The 15,812-nt window shown below is 41.9% G+C and carries 14 protein-coding genes; 1 reads left to right on the forward strand and 13 read right to left on the reverse strand.

All coding sequences use genetic code 11. The features are described 5' to 3' along the window. Window positions 1-85: 85 nt before the first annotated feature. The 9 genes from vanS to FE005_RS09680 form a co-directional block, all read right to left on the reverse strand. Complete coding sequence (gene vanS, locus FE005_RS09640) at window positions 86-1,171, reverse strand: vancomycin resistance histidine kinase VanS (protein ID WP_081131799.1); 1,086 nt, start codon at window positions 1,169-1,171, stop codon at window positions 86-88. Next, entirely contained in the window at window positions 1,161-1,856 is a 696-nt protein-coding gene (gene vanR-C, locus FE005_RS09645; protein WP_138371703.1) for a vancomycin resistance response regulator transcription factor VanR-C, read from the reverse strand. The genes vanS and vanR-C overlap by 11 nt, the downstream gene beginning before the upstream one ends. 88 nt (window positions 1,857-1,944) lie before the next feature. Next, on the reverse strand, window positions 1,945-4,041 hold the full coding sequence (gene vanT / locus FE005_RS09650) for a membrane-bound serine racemase VanT (RefSeq protein WP_138371704.1): 2,097 nt from the start codon (window positions 4,039-4,041) through the stop codon (window positions 1,945-1,947). Next, a complete protein-coding gene (locus FE005_RS09655) occupies window positions 4,038-4,610 on the reverse strand; it encodes a D-Ala-D-Ala dipeptidase/D-Ala-D-Ala carboxypeptidase VanXY-C (protein ID WP_003126779.1) in 573 nt (190 codons plus the stop codon). The genes vanT and FE005_RS09655 overlap by 4 nt, the downstream gene beginning before the upstream one ends. After that, window positions 4,607-5,638: a D-alanine--D-serine ligase VanC1 gene (vanC1, locus tag FE005_RS09660; RefSeq protein WP_138371705.1), complete on the reverse strand. Its 1,032-nt coding sequence runs from the start codon at window positions 5,636-5,638 to the stop codon at window positions 4,607-4,609. Before vanC1 ends, FE005_RS09655 begins: the two co-directional genes overlap by 4 nt. A gap of 348 nt (window positions 5,639-5,986) precedes the next feature. Then, on the reverse strand, window positions 5,987-6,796 hold the full coding sequence (locus FE005_RS09665; protein WP_081131797.1) for an ABC transporter ATP-binding protein: 810 nt from the start codon (window positions 6,794-6,796) through the stop codon (window positions 5,987-5,989). Continuing rightward, window positions 6,793-7,713, reverse strand: coding sequence for an ABC transporter permease (locus FE005_RS09670; RefSeq protein WP_005472153.1), 921 nt, complete (start codon window positions 7,711-7,713; stop codon window positions 6,793-6,795). The genes FE005_RS09665 and FE005_RS09670 overlap by 4 nt, the downstream gene beginning before the upstream one ends. Before the next feature lie 101 nt (window positions 7,714-7,814). Beyond that, window positions 7,815-8,783: an ABC transporter substrate-binding protein gene (locus tag FE005_RS09675; protein WP_268866661.1), complete on the reverse strand. Its 969-nt coding sequence runs from the start codon at window positions 8,781-8,783 to the stop codon at window positions 7,815-7,817. Between the two features lie 456 nt (window positions 8,784-9,239). Then, on the reverse strand, window positions 9,240-10,394 hold the full coding sequence (locus FE005_RS09680; RefSeq protein WP_138371707.1) for a hydroxymethylglutaryl-CoA synthase: 1,155 nt from the start codon (window positions 10,392-10,394) through the stop codon (window positions 9,240-9,242). Window positions 10,395-10,585: 191 nt separating this feature from the next. Here FE005_RS09680 and FE005_RS09685 point away from each other — a divergent pair, with 191 nt between their 5' ends. Then, window positions 10,586-13,033 (forward strand): hydroxymethylglutaryl-CoA reductase, degradative, encoded by a 2,448-nt coding sequence (locus FE005_RS09685; protein ID WP_175413543.1) that lies wholly within the window; start codon window positions 10,586-10,588, stop codon window positions 13,031-13,033. 91 nt (window positions 13,034-13,124) lie between these two features. Here the strand turns inward: FE005_RS09685 and FE005_RS09690 are convergent, their stop codons facing one another. The 4 genes from FE005_RS09690 to FE005_RS09705 form a co-directional block, all read right to left on the reverse strand. Continuing rightward, window positions 13,125-13,544, reverse strand: a complete 420-nt coding sequence (locus FE005_RS09690; protein ID WP_171918024.1) for a GNAT family N-acetyltransferase — start codon at window positions 13,542-13,544, stop codon at window positions 13,125-13,127. 195 nt (window positions 13,545-13,739) lie between these two features. Continuing rightward, a complete protein-coding gene (locus tag FE005_RS09695) occupies window positions 13,740-14,381 on the reverse strand; it encodes a hypothetical protein (RefSeq protein ID WP_138371709.1) in 642 nt (213 codons plus the stop codon). Window positions 14,382-14,594: 213 nt separating this feature from the next. Beyond that, window positions 14,595-14,864, reverse strand: a complete 270-nt coding sequence (locus FE005_RS09700) for a hypothetical protein (protein WP_005472161.1) — start codon at window positions 14,862-14,864, stop codon at window positions 14,595-14,597. Window positions 14,865-14,878: 14 nt separating this feature from the next. Further along, on the reverse strand, window positions 14,879-15,718 hold the full coding sequence (locus FE005_RS09705; protein WP_021151263.1) for an aldo/keto reductase: 840 nt from the start codon (window positions 15,716-15,718) through the stop codon (window positions 14,879-14,881). Between the last annotated feature and the right edge of the window lie 94 nt (window positions 15,719-15,812).

Here is a 15,812-nt window from a genome sequence, read left to right on the forward strand (position 1 = left end):
TTTCGGATATTTCGTTTGTTGAAAGACTGATATCACAGTTTTTTATATGAAAGTTAATACTAGAGATTTTTTAAATCAAGAGACGTCAGCTGTTGGCAGGTTTTGGCAAGCGAACGTTGAAAATGATGGTTTCGTCTTTGCTTTCTGCCGAGATATCCCCGCCAGATGCTAACAGAATCTCTTTTGCAATCGGAAGACCAAGACCAGTTCCGCCTGTGGCTGTAGCTCGGGAAGAATCCATGCGATAGAAAGGTTCAAAGAGACGTCCGATCATCTCTTCTGGAATTGTTTTTCCACGATTCGTCAGACGAATGTGAATACTGTCTGATTCGACCAATTCAAGAAGTAAAGGCGAATCTGGATAGCTGTAGTTGATGGCATTGCGAATGAGATTATCAAAGACACGAGCTATTTTTTCGGTGTCTACTGTTGCAAGAACATTTTTTTGTAAGTTGAGTTGCCAATTTAGATTCTTTTCTTCCAAGAGAGGTAAGAACTCAAAGGTCAGCTGTTCAAGCATTAAACTTAAATCAGTCGTTTCTGTCTGCAAAACGATCGTGGTCAAATTGAAGCGTGTGATCTCGAAGAATTCACTGATCAATAGTTCCAGCCGTTGGGCTTTTTGTAAAGCAATCTCCGTGTAACGATTCCGCATCGCATTGGATAATTGTGGTTCTTCTTTTAGAAGAGTCAGATAACCTATGACACTTGTCAGAGGCGTCCGCAAATCATGGGCGAGATAAACGATCAAATCATTTTTCCGCTGTTCCGCTTCTTTAGCGGCACGTTGATCTTGCAGACTTTTCTCCCGCAGTTGATTCATTTCCTCTTGAACATCAATCAGATGGCTCGACAAAGTGATGCGTTTGGTTGGTTCTTCTATCAGTTGAGTCGTGGCTTGGATCGTTTCATTCAAATAACCGATGGCTTTGGTCATATAGTAAATGGTGGTACCAAACCATATCAGTAAAGCGCCTATCGCAACACAAAACAACCAGCGATCCGCAAAAAAACGTAAAATATAGTAGATAGGTTCCGTTCCATACCAAGTCCGGGTTCCGGCAATAAAGCGAATGACTAATGGAATCATTACAAGGAATGCCAGCAAGATTCCAGTGGTGACGAAGTATTGGGTCAAGAGCTTTCGGATCAAAGGATTTCTATTTTTCAATGATATAGCCGACCCCCCATACGGTTTTGATTAATTTAGGTTTACGAGGTTCTTCATGCAACTTTTCTCTTAAACGAGCAATGTGTGCCATGACAGTATTATTGTTATCTAAATATTTTTCTTTCCAAACCGCTTCGAAAAGTGTTTCGGAAGAGACGACGGATCCTTGGTGCTCAAATAAATAAAGCAATATTTTGAACTCAATGGGAGTCAGGAAAACTTCTTTGCCGTAGAGAATGCATTGATGACTGTTGATTTTGAGTATCAAGCCGTCTTTTTCATATTCTTCTACTGTTGGAGAAGCAGTGGAATGATTGTATCGCTGGTAGCGCCGCAATTGGGTTTTTACCCGAGCCACAACTTCTAAAGGATTAAAAGGTTTGGTGACATAGTCATCCGCTCCCAAACTCAATCCAGTGATTTTGTCTAGATCCTCTCCCTTGGCAGTCAGCATCAACACTGGGAAAAAATGGGTCTTGCGGATCTGCTGTAACAGTTGAAAACCATCAATGTCCGGCAACATGACATCTAAAACGGCCAAATCAATGGCTTCTTTTTCAATATAGGCGATGGCACTAGTACCATCATAAAACGGCTGCACACTAAATCCTTCGTTTTGCAAAAAGGTCGTGACTAAGTCCGCAATTTCTTGTTCATCATCAACAACGACTATTTTTTCTGACATACTCTTTCACTCCACCTAAACATAGTTTCGGATTCTCACGTTTCCATACCCCCATCATACCTTACCTGGTAAACTTATGCATCGTTTTCTATTTGATCCTAGGACTGACTCGTGGGCCGATCCGACAAATCAACTCATTGGTTATAGTTTGTACTTGCTCGGCAGTATCGCTCCAATCTGTCAGAATTTCAATTTCACTTTCAATTGGGATCGTAGGACAATGGCTCAAGTCTATCAAAAGCATGTCCATGCAGATCAAGCCGATCTGCGGCAAGGACTGACCGCGATAGGAAAGACAAAACTCTTGATTTGATAGAGAACGGGGCAGTCCGTCACAATAGCCGATGCTCACAACACCAACAGTTGTTTCTTGATTCGCGATGGCGGTTTGCCCATAACCGATCGCTTCCCCTTTGGCAACGACTCGCTTAGTGATCAACTGTGCTTTGAGGGTCAGAATAGGCTGTAAGCTTACTCGTTGTTTTGTAGGCTCGTTCGTATCACTGAGGGATCCTGTCAATAAAATCCCCGGACGCACATAATCATAGTTTAAGTCTGGATAATTCAAAATACCATAACTGCTTTGTAAGTGTGTGATACCATAAGAAATCTGTCTCTGATCCAGCTCTAGGAGAATCTGATCGAAGCAGGCAATCTGCTTCTGAGTGCGAATCATACTATCAGGATTTAAGCGATCTGCCGAACCAAGATGAGAATAAACACCACTGATCGTCAAGAAGGGCAAATCGAAAATCGAAAGAATCGAATCGATAGTCGGTGTTACACCTAACCGATGCATCCCAGTATAGATGGCTAAATGACAGTCAATCGCTACTTTTCTTTGTGACAATGCTACAGCATGACCTTCACTGATGATCGATTGGGTCAATGAGTAGCGACGAAGTTCTTTTATGCGTTTTGGAGAGGTATATCCCAAGACCAAGATGGGGCTTTTGACAGCATTTTTCCGCAATTGAATACCTTCATCAATCGTAGCCACCGCAAAAAAATCAATTCCGGCTTGTTCTAAAACAGGAGCAACTTCCTTGGCACCACAGCCGTAGGCATCGGCTTTAACGACTGCCATCACTTTTGTTTTCGGTGAGATGATCCGCTGGATCTCCTGTAGATTATGCAAAAGGGCTGTCTTTGAGAATTCTTTTACGGCCCTTTTAACGGGCGTTGTTTGTTTGTGTCTAAACCATGAGTGTTTTTGTCTTAAAAAGAGGTAAATGAATCCAATCGTCAAGATCAAAACAACCAAATAGTTGATTAGATTGTTTTGCAGAATGCTGATTTTTTGGCTCAAAAAGTGTGTGCCGGCAATTGTATAAGGATGCAAAAGGTAAAGCCACAAAGATAGCTGTCCCGGATGCTTCCAAGTCCTGTGGGGATGCCAGCGCAAGATCAGTGAAAATAAGAAAAAGAGTACAACAGGCAAGAAGAGATACATACTGTCATGTTTAGGTATAGAAAATCCATGCAAGTACGCACTCTCAATAAGCAATCCGATAAGACTGATCAAAAAGAAGAGAGCTGTTTTGGATAAACTTCTTTTCTCTGATTGTTTTCTGACCAGCACACCTAAGCACAAAAACAATGGTGTAAAGAAAATACCGTTGCGGGTACCATCTAATAGGTAGAACACAGCAGTATAGAATGGTTCGATTGGTGTCTGTTGGATCAGTCCAAACCAACTATCACCACCTAATCCAATCAGGTACAATCCAGCCGCAAGCCAGAACACTTTTTTGAAGGAGACATGTATCAGCAAACTTGTTAGGAGCAGGCTCCCAGTAATCAAAGCCGGAAAGTACCAAAGATGATAAAGAATGCCATTGACCAAAAGTGCTTGTACTAATGTTCCAACTGGTAGATCGAAGCCGATCGTTTGACTATAGAGTGCTAATGGTAAAAACATTAGTGTGGCTAATAGATAGACTTTTAGCTGTTTTTTGATAAAGTTGAATACTCGTTGTCGCGAAGGATAACTATTGGCCACAGCAAGTTCTGCAAACACATAGTAACCACTGATCATAAAAAAGAAAGGAACAGCTACTCGAAAAATCGTCAATGTGATTAGGATATCGCCTTCTGGCCATAAATAGTGAAGGGGAAGACAATGGATCGCAACCACCATCATGGCTGCAATCACACGAAATTGATCGATTCCTTTATTTTTCATGCGAACTGCCTCACTGTCTGAGCCAAGTAATCATGGTATTCTTCCAGAGTCCATTTTTGGGCAGTGATGACTTGGCTATGGGGAAGCCCGACATAACGAAAATGCCAAGGTTCATAACTGATACCGGTGATCTCTTGTTTATCTTCCGGATAGCGTAGAATAAAGCCATAATTCATCATCTGCTGCATAAATAAATCAGCAGCAGCACTATCTCGAAAATGAGGGCAGATAAGATCATCATCTTCTTGTTTCTTTAGCCCTACATCAATGGCCAGACCGATTTGATGTTCACTGCAACCTGGCAAAGCAACGAATTGTTTGGTATAAGCTAACCCGTTTTCTTTTAGAGAATACTCCCACAAGCGTCGCTGTTCTTTTTCCGTACGATACCCATCTACCAGACGAATGTCCTTTTCTAGTCCGGTTGCTCGTACGAGTCGTTCCCATTGTTTTGCCACTTCTGGCTGCAGGTAAACATCGTGATCGCTAAAAGGAGCTAGCACTAAGTGCGGGGGCTCTTGATTTTTTTTCAATGGATGGTTTTTATTGATCAATTGTAATGTGTTCATCGTTTGTCCTCCTCTGCCAGTGCAATCAATTGCTCTACTAATATTTCGTAGGATAACCCGACTTCCGCCATCATAGCTGGGTAGCGGGAGTGCCCAGTAAATCCCGGCATGGTGTTGATTTCGTTTAAATAGATCGCTCCTTGATTGGTGACGAAAAAATCGATTCGAGCCAGACCCGTCAACCCCAAGTTTCGATAAAGCAGCTGTGCCTGCTCCTTGATCTGTGATTCAAGCGCGAGAGGCAATGGTGCTGGGACAGTGATCGTGGCGCTGATTAATTGGTATTTCTCTTCAAAATCAAAAAAACCGTCGACAAGAGAAATCGCATCACAAGCACCAATCGTCAATTGCTCATTTCCTAAGATGCCGCAGCCAATTTCAATACCCGCTATCGCCTTTTGGATCAACAAAGTAGAACCGTAAGCAAAAGCAGTCGTTAATGCAGATTGGAGCGCTGTTTTGTCAGTTACTTTTGTGATCCCTTTTGAAGAACCGGCTTCATTCGGCTTGATAAAGATCGGGAATCCATGGTCTTGAATAAAACGATCGATTGTGGCAGGATCGTTTTCATAGCGGGATAAAAGCAAAGTGGGAGCACTAGCGATTCCCATGGTATCAGCAAGTTGATGCAAGAGCCATTTGTTCATACATAATGCGGAGGCAGCGACATGGCAACCAACATAAGGCAGGTTCATTAGTTCAAGCAGTCCTTGGATACAGCCATCCTCGCCATACTTCCCATGCAAGACTGGAAAGAGGACATCAGGGACGATTCGTTTTTCTCCTAATATAAATCCTTGGCTAGAAAAAGTCAGCTGGTGACAGTTTTTGTGATCTTCTAGCCAAGTATCATTGCGAACATTCGCGAGGTTTCCTTGATACCAATACCAATCCATTGTTGGTGCGATGCCAATGGTCATTACTTCATATTTCAGCGGGTCAATAGCTTGGATCACACTTGCTGCTGAGGCTAGTGACACTGAGTATTCTGGAGAATTCCCTCCAAATAAAACGGCAATTTTTTTCATCTTTTTCTTCCTTTCCTTTTTTCTTTTAAGGTTACATTCAGTGTACCTAGGAAAAGAAAAGAAAATTTGCGGTCTTCCTGTTGTCTTTCTCGTATTTTTATGATGAAAATCTAACGATTTTATGACAAAGGGCTTGAAGAAAGCAGGGGAAGCTATTGTTAGTGATCAAATGGACAACAACTCTTGGTATAGAAGTGCGTTGAAGGAAGAGCTCACGCATGCAGGAAAGCGTACAAAAAAGGAACCGAGCTGAACTATTTTCAACTTGGTTCCTCTGTATTCATACGTTAGTTCTTTGGCGTAGTGTGATGTGCCCAATTGAGGCAGCTATAGCCAAAGAAGATACAGTTAAGTGTGCAACAATAGCTGATCATCTTTTAGCTCAGTCCCACTATTTTGATGGAAGAGTGCCATCAAATCCGGTACCGTTAAGGATTGTTTTTCCTCACCTACGATATCGACAACGATTTTGCCTTGATGGAGCATGATCAAGCGATTGCCGTAACGGATGGCATCTTCCATATCATGAGTGACCATAAAGGCGGTCAACTGCTGTTCTTGAATCAACTGATCAGTCAGTGCCATCACAGTCATGGAGGTTTTCGGATCTAAAGCTGCAGTATGTTCGTCTAGCAGGATCAGTTTAGGCTGTTGCAAGGTCGCCATCAATAGTGTGATCGCTTGCCGCTGTCCTCCGGAAAGCAGCCCAATCTCAGTCGTCAGTCGATTTTCAAGACCAAGATTCAAGCGAGCTAACTTTTCTTTGAAGAAGGCCCGATGCTTTCCTTTGACACCGGAGGAAAACCCGCGAACCTGACCTCTTTTATAAGCAAGGGCTAAGTTTTCTTCGACTGTCAAACGAACGGCTGTCCCCATCCGCGGGTCTTGGAAGACACGACTGATTTCTTTGGAGCGTCGTGTGACTGAATGACGTGTGATTTCTTTGTCACCTAAGATGATCTTACCTTGTTCTGTTGGGATCGTTCCAGCAATACTATTGAGTAATGTTGATTTTCCTGCACCGTTTCCACCGATAATCGTAATGAAATCACCGCTGTTCATGGTGAGATCGATCCCGCGAAGGACATGATTTTCGTTGATGGTTCCTTTTTCAAATGTTTGGTGTAAATCACTGATCGTTAAAACAGGTGTCGTCATGATTGACCTCCTTTGGTTTTCGGAAGAAATTTTTGCAATCCAAGTTTCGTTCGAATTTGCGGCAATGAAAGACAGATAACTAAAACGATGGCAGAGGCAAGTTTTGAATCTGAAGCTTCCACGTTGAATTCAAAGACGATGGCCAGGATTAGACGATACAAGATCGCACCAATCACAATCGTGATCAAACGAACCCACAAAGATTTATTGCTGAAAAGGACTTCCGCGATAATGATTGATGCTAATCCGATCACGATCGTTCCTACACCTGAGTTAAGATCAGCAAAACCATTGTTTTGAGCTAAGAGGGAACCAGAAAGAGCAATACAGCCATTGGAAATCATATAGCCAATTAGTTTCATATTGTCCGTATTGATTCCGTTGGCTTCACTCATCGCGAGATTGTCTCCCGTTGCTCGCACTGCTAGTCCAATCTCTGTGCGGAAGAAGAGAAACAGCAACAAAATCACGACAGCAGCAAACAGGAGGCCTGTACAAATGACTGCGGTATTTTTCGTTAAGCCTAGTGTTTGAAACCAAGTAAAAACAGTATCTTCCCCTAACAAGGCAATATTGGGTGCCCCCATGATCCGATTTGTAATAGAATACAATCCAGTCATGGTAATGATTCCCGCTAATAATGCGGGAATTTTAAATTTGGTATGCAAGATCCCTGAGACAAATCCGGCAGCTAAACCGCCGCAAAAGCCCAACAGACTTGCCGTAAAAGGGGAAAGGCCATTGGTGATGCTGACAGCAGCAATGCCGGCTCCTAATGGAAAGCTTCCCTCAGCTGTCAAATCGGCAATATCTAAGATTCGGAAGGTCAAATAAACCCCGATCGCTAATAATGCCCACAACATACCTTGAGAGGCAGCTGATTGAATAAGTATGAAAAATGTATTGATTAAATTCATAAGGTTTCCTCAAATCGTTTTTAGGTTTTTAGTTTCAAGTTAGTTTTCATCATTTCATCATATAGCAGCAAAATTATAGTAGAGAGTAGATAGTAGCAAAATTACTCAGGAGCCACGATGCTTTCTGGATCAATTCCTAATGCAGTTGCCATTTCCTGGTTCACAACTAGCTCTAGTTTATTCGCTGTTTCTACAGGTGTTGTAGCGGGCTTTTCATCTCCATCAAGAATTTTTGCAGCCAATTCACCTGTTTGTTTGCCTAGTGACTTGTAATCGATCCCGAATGTAGCTAAAGCGCCATCTTCCACTTGCTCGACAGAACCAGCAACGATCGGTGTTTTGGTTTCTTTGGCTACTTCACCAACGACTGCCGCAGCAGAAGCAAAGGTATTATCTGTTGGCACATAGATACCATCCACATCTTTAGCTAAACTAGTAGTTACTTGTTGGACATCATTTGTCGTGTTCGCTGTCAAGACTTTGACGTCTACACCTGCATCTTTCAATGCTTTTTCTGCCAAATCTGCTTGGATTTTTGAATTTGCTTCTCCAGCATTATACATAATACCGATTGTTTTAGCGTCAGGGACGATACTCAATAACAATTGAATCTGTTTATCGATAGGGACCATGTCAGATGTACCAGTGATATTGCGTCCAGGAGCTTCATTGGTATCCGCTAATTTTGCTTCAACTAAATCAGTGACTGCAGTTACAACGATCGGAATATCTGTTGTTTCATTCGCCAATGAGACAGCAGCTGGTGTCGCGATCCCTAAGAGAAGATCAGGAGAATTTTTTACAAGTTTTTCGCTCATACTCTTCAGATTGTCTTGGCTATTTTGGGCATTTTGGTATTCTAAAGTAAGGTTTTCGCCTTCTTTATAGCCGCCTTCCGCCAAACCTTCTTTGAATCCTTCATAGGCAGCATCTAACGAACCATGTTCCACCAGCTGCAAGATACCAATCGTTTTTTTGCCATCTTCAGTGGCATTGTTGGTATTCCCACATGCCGCAAGTCCAAGTCCTAAGGTAGTTGCCAATAGGCCAGTTGTGATCCATTTTTTCATTTTCATCAAATATTCCTCCTAAAAAGTCTTGATTTAAACCCAACGGAACAAAAAAATCCATTCAGACAATCGTCTAAATGGATTTGAACTTACCAAAATTCAGAAATTCAGTGCGGCCATTTAGAAGATTCTCTACATGGCTGCTGTTCACGTTAAACTGCTCTAGCCATTATAGATACAAACAAAGTGTTGTGAGGTTTGTATCCACAATGTTATGAATACAAACTATCTAAAATAGCTAAAGTAAGCAATATTCAGTTGTGGGGATAGCAATAATTTCATGATTCTTCCTCCAAACTTGAATTGTTTTCAGTATAGACGAAAGTTCTGCCATCTGTCAATTGAAAAACGCAATATTCTGAAAATTTTTTTTATAACAGATAAAGAGATGTATGCAAATAGTAAAATAAAATAAAAAAGCAGCCAGATTAACTAAGCTGCTTTGATTAAATAGGTTTAGCTTTCTTTATAATAACGGATCGTATTTTTAATTTCTCGAATACTATAAGGAAGATCATCAGAAAAAGCGGCATCTTGATCGATTTCCAATGAATCAGTAAAGATGGCTTCATATTCCTCAATGCTTAATTTTTGTCGCTGATCCAATAGCTGAGTGTGGGCTTCTTTGTTTAATTGATTTTCATAACCAGCTACCAAACGACCACTGAAAAATTCAGAAACAGCCCCAGAACCATAACTAAAAAGACCAATGCGATCTCCTGCGCTTAAATGAGACGAATTTTCTAATAACGAAATCAGTGCCAAATACAGAGAGCCGGTATAGAGATTGCCGATTCTGCGACTATAGACGATGGATTCTTCATAGCGAGCCATCACTCGTTCCTGCTCCGTTTCTACTTCATCGGCAAAGACTGCTAACAATGCTTTTTTCCCCATTTTTGTATAAGGAATATGGAAGCTGATTGCAGCATAATCGCTGATGCTGGCTTGATTGCGTTCACAATGAGCTTGCCACACTTTTTTGAAAGAATCGATGTAAACTTGGTTAGATAGATGCCCATCGACCATTGGATAAGCGTGGCCGAGAGGACGCCAAAAATCATAAATATCTTGAGTCAACATCAAATTGTCATTTTCAAAAGTTAGAATTCGTGGATTAGCTGTAAGCAACATGGCAACAGCACCTGCTCCTTGTGTCGGTTCACCACCGGAACGTAAACCATAACGAGCAATATCGGACGCAATGACTAGAACCTTGCTTTCTGGATTGGCTTGAATATGGGTTTTCGCAAATTGAATCCCTGCGGTTGCTCCGTAACAAGCCTCTTTGATTTCGAAAGAGCGGGCGAAAGGTTGGACGCCAAGCAATCTGTGTAAGACTACAGCAGAGGCTTTCGACTCATCGATTCCAGATTCTGTACCGACGATCACCATGTCGATTGCCTGCAAATCTTCAGGTTCTAAGATTTCTTTTGCTGCACTAGCCGCAAATGTAACGATATCGTGTGTTTTTTTGCTGACTGCCATTTGGTCTTGACCGATACCAATGGTAAATTTATTAGGATCTACCTCACGAGCGTGAGCGAGATCAACCATGTCTATATAGTAAGGCGGAACAAAAAAATTTATTTTATCAATACCAACGTTCATTATGACGCTCCTTTGGGTTTAACTTATGTTATAACTATCGTCTATACGGTATCATATTTTTGTTTAAAAATGAAAAAAATTCTATTAGAATTTAAACTTTATTTAAGAATGGCTGATTGGAACAGAATGCAAACTCGTGGGGTATTCTTTTTTTGTGGAAATAATGATATATTTCTGTTGGAGGTGGCATGGTGGAAGAAGTTGTTATTATCGATGCACGAAGAACCCCCATCGGTAAATACCATGGGTCATTAAAGAAATTTTCAGCAGTTGCATTAGGTACTGCTGTAGCGAAAGATATGTTTGAACGAAATCAAAAGATCAAGGAAGAAATCGCGCAAGTGATCATCGGCAATGTCCTACAAGCAGGCAATGGCCAAAACCCTGCCCGACAAGTGGCCCTACAAAGTGGTCTCTCAGTGGACATCCCGGCATCAACGATCAATGAAGTTTGTGGTTCTGGATTGAAAGCCATTTTAATGGGAATGGAGCAAATCCAGTTGGGCAAAGCGCAAGTTGTTTTAGCAGGGGGGATCGAAAGCATGACGAATGCTCCGTCCCTCAGTCATTACAATAAAGCAGAAGATACTTACAGTGTCCCAGTCTCAAGTATGACATTAGATGGCTTAACAGATGCTTTTAGTAGTAAGCCAATGGGCTTGACAGCTGAAAATGTGGCGCAACGCTATGACATCTCACGAGAGGCTCAGGACCAGTTTGCCTATCAGTCACAAATGAAAGCTGCTAAAGCGCAAGCAGAGAATAAATTTGCGAAAGAGATCGTTCCGCTGGCTGGCGAAACAGAAACGATCACCGCAGATGAAGGGATCCGCAGTCAGACCACAATGGAAAAACTGGCTTCTTTAAAACCAGTTTTTAAAACTGACGGTACCGTAACTGCTGGAAATGCTTCTACGATCAATGATGGTGCAGCATTGGTGTTGTTAGCATCAAAAACCTACTGTGAAACAAATGATATTCCGTATTTAGCGACGATCAAAGAGATCGTTGAAGTAGGGATCGATCCTGAAATCATGGGGATCTCGCCTATCAAGGCAATTCAAACACTTCTTCAAAATCAAAAAGTTTCATTAGAAGACATCGGTGTGTTTGAGATCAACGAAGCATTTGCTGCATCTTCGATCGTGGTGGAGTCTGAATTGGGATTGGATCCAGCAAAAGTCAATCGCTATGGTGGCGGAATTTCTCTTGGACATGCGATTGGTGCTACAGGAGCCCGCTTAGCAACTTCTTTGGTCTACCAAATGCAAGAGATCCAAGCCCGTTATGGGATTGCTTCTTTATGTGTTGGTGGCGGGTTAGGGCTGGCTATGCTGTTGGAGCGGCCAACAATTGAAAAAGCAAAGCCGACGGACAAGAAATTTTATGAGTTGTCCCCCGCTGAGCGGTTACAAGAGCTTGAGAATCAACAAAAAATTTCTAGTGAAACAAAACAACAACTGTCACAAATGATGTTAGCGGAAGACACGGCGAACCATTTGATTGAGAACCAAATCAGTGAGATCGAGCTGCCAATGGGTGTAGGCATGAATCTGAAGGTGGACGGCAAAGCATATGTCGTACCAATGGCTACAGAAGAACCTTCTGTGATTGCAGCAATGAGTAATGGAGCCAAAATGGCTGGTGAGATCCATACGCAAAGCAAAGAACGATTGTTGCGGGGACAGATTGTTTTTTCTGCAAAGAATCCAAATGAGATCGAGCAACGGATTGCGGAAAACCAAGCTTTGATTTTTGAACGGGCAGAACAAAGCTATCCTTCGATCGTCAAACGAGAAGGAGGATTGCGGCGCATCGCTCTGCGGCACTTTCCAGCAGATTCTCAGCAGGAATCTGCTGATCAGTCGACGTTTTTATCGGTGGATCTTTTCGTGGATGTCAAGGATGCGATGGGAGCCAATATCATCAATGCGATCTTAGAAGGCGTTGCCGCACTTTTCAGAGAATGGTTTCCTAATGAAGAAATCTTATTTAGTATTTTAAGCAATCTTGCTACTGAGTCATTAGTCACGGCTGTTTGTGAAGTACCGTTTTCCGCTTTGAGCAAAAGAGGTGGCGCCACGGTTGCACAAAAAATTGTTCAAGCTTCTTTGTTTGCCAAAACGGATCCTTATCGAGCAGTCACTCATAATAAAGGCATCATGAATGGGGTGGAGGCAGTGATGCTGGCCACTGGAAATGATACCCGGGCAGTTTCTGCTGCCTGCCACGGCTATGCAGCACGTACTGGCAGCTATCAAGGACTGACTAATTGGACCATCGAATCAGAGCGATTAGTAGGGGAAATCACGTTGCCGTTAGCTATCGCTACTGTTGGTGGTGCCACAAAGGTCCTACCAAAAGCACAAGCAGCATTGGAAATCAGTGATGTTCACTCTTCTCAAGAGTTAGCTGCGCTAGCTGCAAGTGTGGGACTTGTCCAAAACTTGGCAGCTTTGCGGGCGCTTGTCTCAGAAGGGATTCAGAAGGGACATATGAGTATGCAAGCTCGTTCACTAGCGATCGCTGTTGGAGCGGAGAAAGCGGAAATCGAGCAAGTAGCTGAAAAACTACGGCAAAATCCTCCAATGAATCAACAACAAGCGTTACGGTTTTTAGGAGAAATTCGGGAACAATAAAAAACTTGTTTCAACGGTAGCAAATGCTACTGTTGAAACAAGTTTTTTTGTCATAGACAAATTGATGAGTGTTTCTAGAAGCTGCTAAAGCTCATCTTTTTAAGTACATCCCAATACTTTTGGGGGCTGTCTCCACAAAACCAAACTGCTGATAAAGATTTTCAGCTGGACAATCAGCAATCAGGTTCACGTAAGCTTGGGGATCTACTTCATTATGTATATGGTTCATTATGGCGCTCATGATTGATTTTGCCAATCCATTGCCTTGATCTTCAGGAAGGACAGCGATGTCTAGGATTTGATAGGCAGTACCTCCGTCACCAATCAATCGGCCCATGCCGACTAAGGTTTGATCGTTGGTTCTTCGAACAGTCACTGCAAAAAGACTATTGCTTAAACCAATCTTACTCGCAGCTGTTCCACGAAGAGAAAGACCGCAGGCTTTTCGTAGAGTTAGGTATTCAGCTACTTCAGGAACTGTATGTTTTAGGAGATATTTAGAATCGTTCATCATGGTCCTCCTTGATACAGAGTAGAGTTGTTTAGTCCTAGGGAATTTGATCAATACCCTTTAGCAGATGGCTTTTTGGTAATGGGCAAAGACGTCTTTAAAAGAAAGAGACGATGATAGAAGGATTCCAACAAATGAAACAGCCAGACCCCAACAGTTGAGCTGTTCGTTTTTTTCTATCATCGTCTCTTTAGCTTAACGTTCAGTTAGTGGGGTATTCGCATACTCTTCGATCAATGGAATCACATCCAGCTTCAGTTTGTACTTACGAGCTAAGGCAGGTTCAACAGTGAATTCGCCAACTTCAGTCGCTGATATAGTTGCCAATAGGCGTTTTTCTTTCGCTGTATCTTCAAAAATCTGCACCTTCTCGGCATTTCTTTCAACAGAGAATTTAGGAAATGCAGTCATTTTTTCTTCAAAAGCGGCAAAACCAGCCGTTGTTTCCGCTGCTTCCGTCTGAGATTCTGAGACTGGTTCGGTAGCAGAGGCTTCTGGTTGATTGACAGCTGATGTTGCTGGTAACCAATAAGCGGCGATTTCTTCCACTAGATTATCACTAAAACGATCTAATAGACCTTTTTCTTGTTTTTGGATTCGTTTCACAACGATTTTGAAATTCTCGTCTAAAGGAACTGTGATTTTTTGTTCTTTGGTCGTTGCCGTTTGCAGTTCAATCAACATTTCCTCACGGTTTTTAGGGTTGATATAAACGGTGGTCTCTAGTCCAAAATTTGCAGCTGTCTTGTGTTGGATCGCTGAAAATAATTGTTGACGTGCCATTTCATAAGATGGCCGAAATTGTTGTTTTAACTTGGCTAATTGTTTCTTTTTCATATTCTTCTCCTCTCAATCAATCTCGATTATAAGGAATAATGACGAAAATGAACAGGGGTTTTCATGAAAAAATGAGGAATTTCTTTTGATTATCAGAAAAAATGGCTTTTCTTTAAATGAAATAAAAGAAACAGCCAAGATCATACCCAATGAGTAGGGGATGACTTTGACTGTTTCTGAGGGCAACAACTTACTTCTAAAGATATACCAGGTTCATCGCATAGTGCTCAAAGCGTCGATTTGCTGATATTTAGGCATCAAAATAAACGAATCATTTTTACCATAGGCGACCAAGCAATTTTCCCATAGAAAAAAGCTTAGCGGCATCTTCGCTTTTTCAGCAAGCATTTGCTGATAGTCTGACTGATCCCATTGACGTGCGGGAAAATGTTGAACGTAGTCGGGAAAAATCAGAAATACAAAATCAGGATGCAAGGCTCGCTTGACGGCAGTGGGCAGTTGATCCAAACGTGTAGAATCCATCGGGTTTTCCCTCATTAGAATCCTGTTGTATCCGGATTAGTTGCTTTCCCAACGACTCCATCTAGTTGGTCGATTCGCTGCATATCTTCATCAGAAAGCTCAAAATCAAAGACTGCTAAGTTTTCCTCGATACGACTTGGTGTAACAGATTTAGGCAGCGGCAAGAAATCATGTTGTAAAGACCAGCGAATCGCGATTTGAGCAATCGTTTTGCCGTACTTGTCAGAGAGTTCCTGCATTTCAGGAACGTCAAAGATCTTTCCTGTGCCTAAAGGACTGTAAGCTTCCAATAAGACATTGTGCTCTTGGCAATAAGACACTACTTCTTTTTGTAATTCACCAGGCGCTAAGAAAATCTGGTTGACCATTGGGAAAATAGTGGCTGTTTTTTTCAGTTCTTCGAAATGATGAGGCAAGAAATTGCTGACGCCGATGGCTTTGATCTTACCAGCTTGATAAAGCTCTTCCATCGCGCGCCATGTTTCTGCATTTGCTGACTGCCAATTGTCACGGAATTTCACTGGATTTGGCCAATGAATCAAGAAAAGATCGATATAGTCGGTTTGTAATTTCTTCAACGATTCTTCAAAGGAAGAAAGGACCAAGTCGTAAGAGTGATTTTCATTCCATAATTTTGTTGTCAAAAAGATTTCTTCTCTAGGAATGCCACTTTCTTTAATTGCTTGTCCAACACTGTCTTCATTTTTGTAACCTTGCGCGGTATCGATATGACGGTAACCAACTTCCAATGCTTTTTTGACAGCAGAAACAGCAACGTCACCATTTGGTGTTTGCCAAGTGCCAAAGCCAAGTTCAGGAATCGATACATTGTTCGATAAAGTATAACTGTTCATTTTCATTCCTCCATTTCTTTGTTTTTAGTTTAGCAGAGAAGGGATTTTTTTCCAATGGAAGATACTTCTGATCAAAATAATGCACAAAAAAGAT

It is taken from the genome of Enterococcus sp. M190262 (genome assembly GCF_005843965.1).
Lineage (GTDB): Bacteria > Bacillota > Bacilli > Lactobacillales > Enterococcaceae > Enterococcus_D > Enterococcus_D gallinarum.

What these genes read in the sequence shown, in the direction of transcription:
- FE005_RS09670 (WP_005472153.1), bottom strand. Translation starts at nt 7,713, where the DNA reads ATGAATTTAATCAATACATTTTTCATACTTATTCAATCAGCTGCCTCT.
- vanR-C (WP_138371703.1), bottom strand. Translation starts at nt 1,856, where the DNA reads ATGTCAGAAAAAATAGTCGTTGTTGATGATGAACAAGAAATTGCGGAC.
- FE005_RS09700 (WP_005472161.1), bottom strand. Translation starts at nt 14,864, where the DNA reads ATGGATTCTACACGTTTGGATCAACTGCCCACTGCCGTCAAGCGAGCC.
- FE005_RS09695 (WP_138371709.1), bottom strand. Translation starts at nt 14,381, where the DNA reads ATGAAAAAGAAACAATTAGCCAAGTTAAAACAACAATTTCGGCCATCT.
- FE005_RS09705 (WP_021151263.1), bottom strand. Translation starts at nt 15,718, where the DNA reads ATGAACAGTTATACTTTATCGAACAATGTATCGATTCCTGAACTTGGC.
- vanT (WP_138371704.1), bottom strand. Translation starts at nt 4,041, where the DNA reads ATGAAAAATAAAGGAATCGATCAATTTCGTGTGATTGCAGCCATGATG.
- FE005_RS09655 (WP_003126779.1), bottom strand. Translation starts at nt 4,610, where the DNA reads ATGAACACATTACAATTGATCAATAAAAACCATCCATTGAAAAAAAAT.
- FE005_RS09690 (WP_171918024.1), bottom strand. Translation starts at nt 13,544, where the DNA reads ATGAACGATTCTAAATATCTCCTAAAACATACAGTTCCTGAAGTAGCT.
- FE005_RS09680 (WP_138371707.1), bottom strand. Translation starts at nt 10,394, where the DNA reads ATGAACGTTGGTATTGATAAAATAAATTTTTTTGTTCCGCCTTACTAT.
- FE005_RS09665 (WP_081131797.1), bottom strand. Translation starts at nt 6,796, where the DNA reads ATGACGACACCTGTTTTAACGATCAGTGATTTACACCAAACATTTGAA.
- FE005_RS09675 (WP_268866661.1), bottom strand. Translation starts at nt 8,783, where the DNA reads ATGAAAAAATGGATCACAACTGGCCTATTGGCAACTACCTTAGGACTT.
- vanC1 (WP_138371705.1), bottom strand. Translation starts at nt 5,638, where the DNA reads ATGAAAAAAATTGCCGTTTTATTTGGAGGGAATTCTCCAGAATACTCA.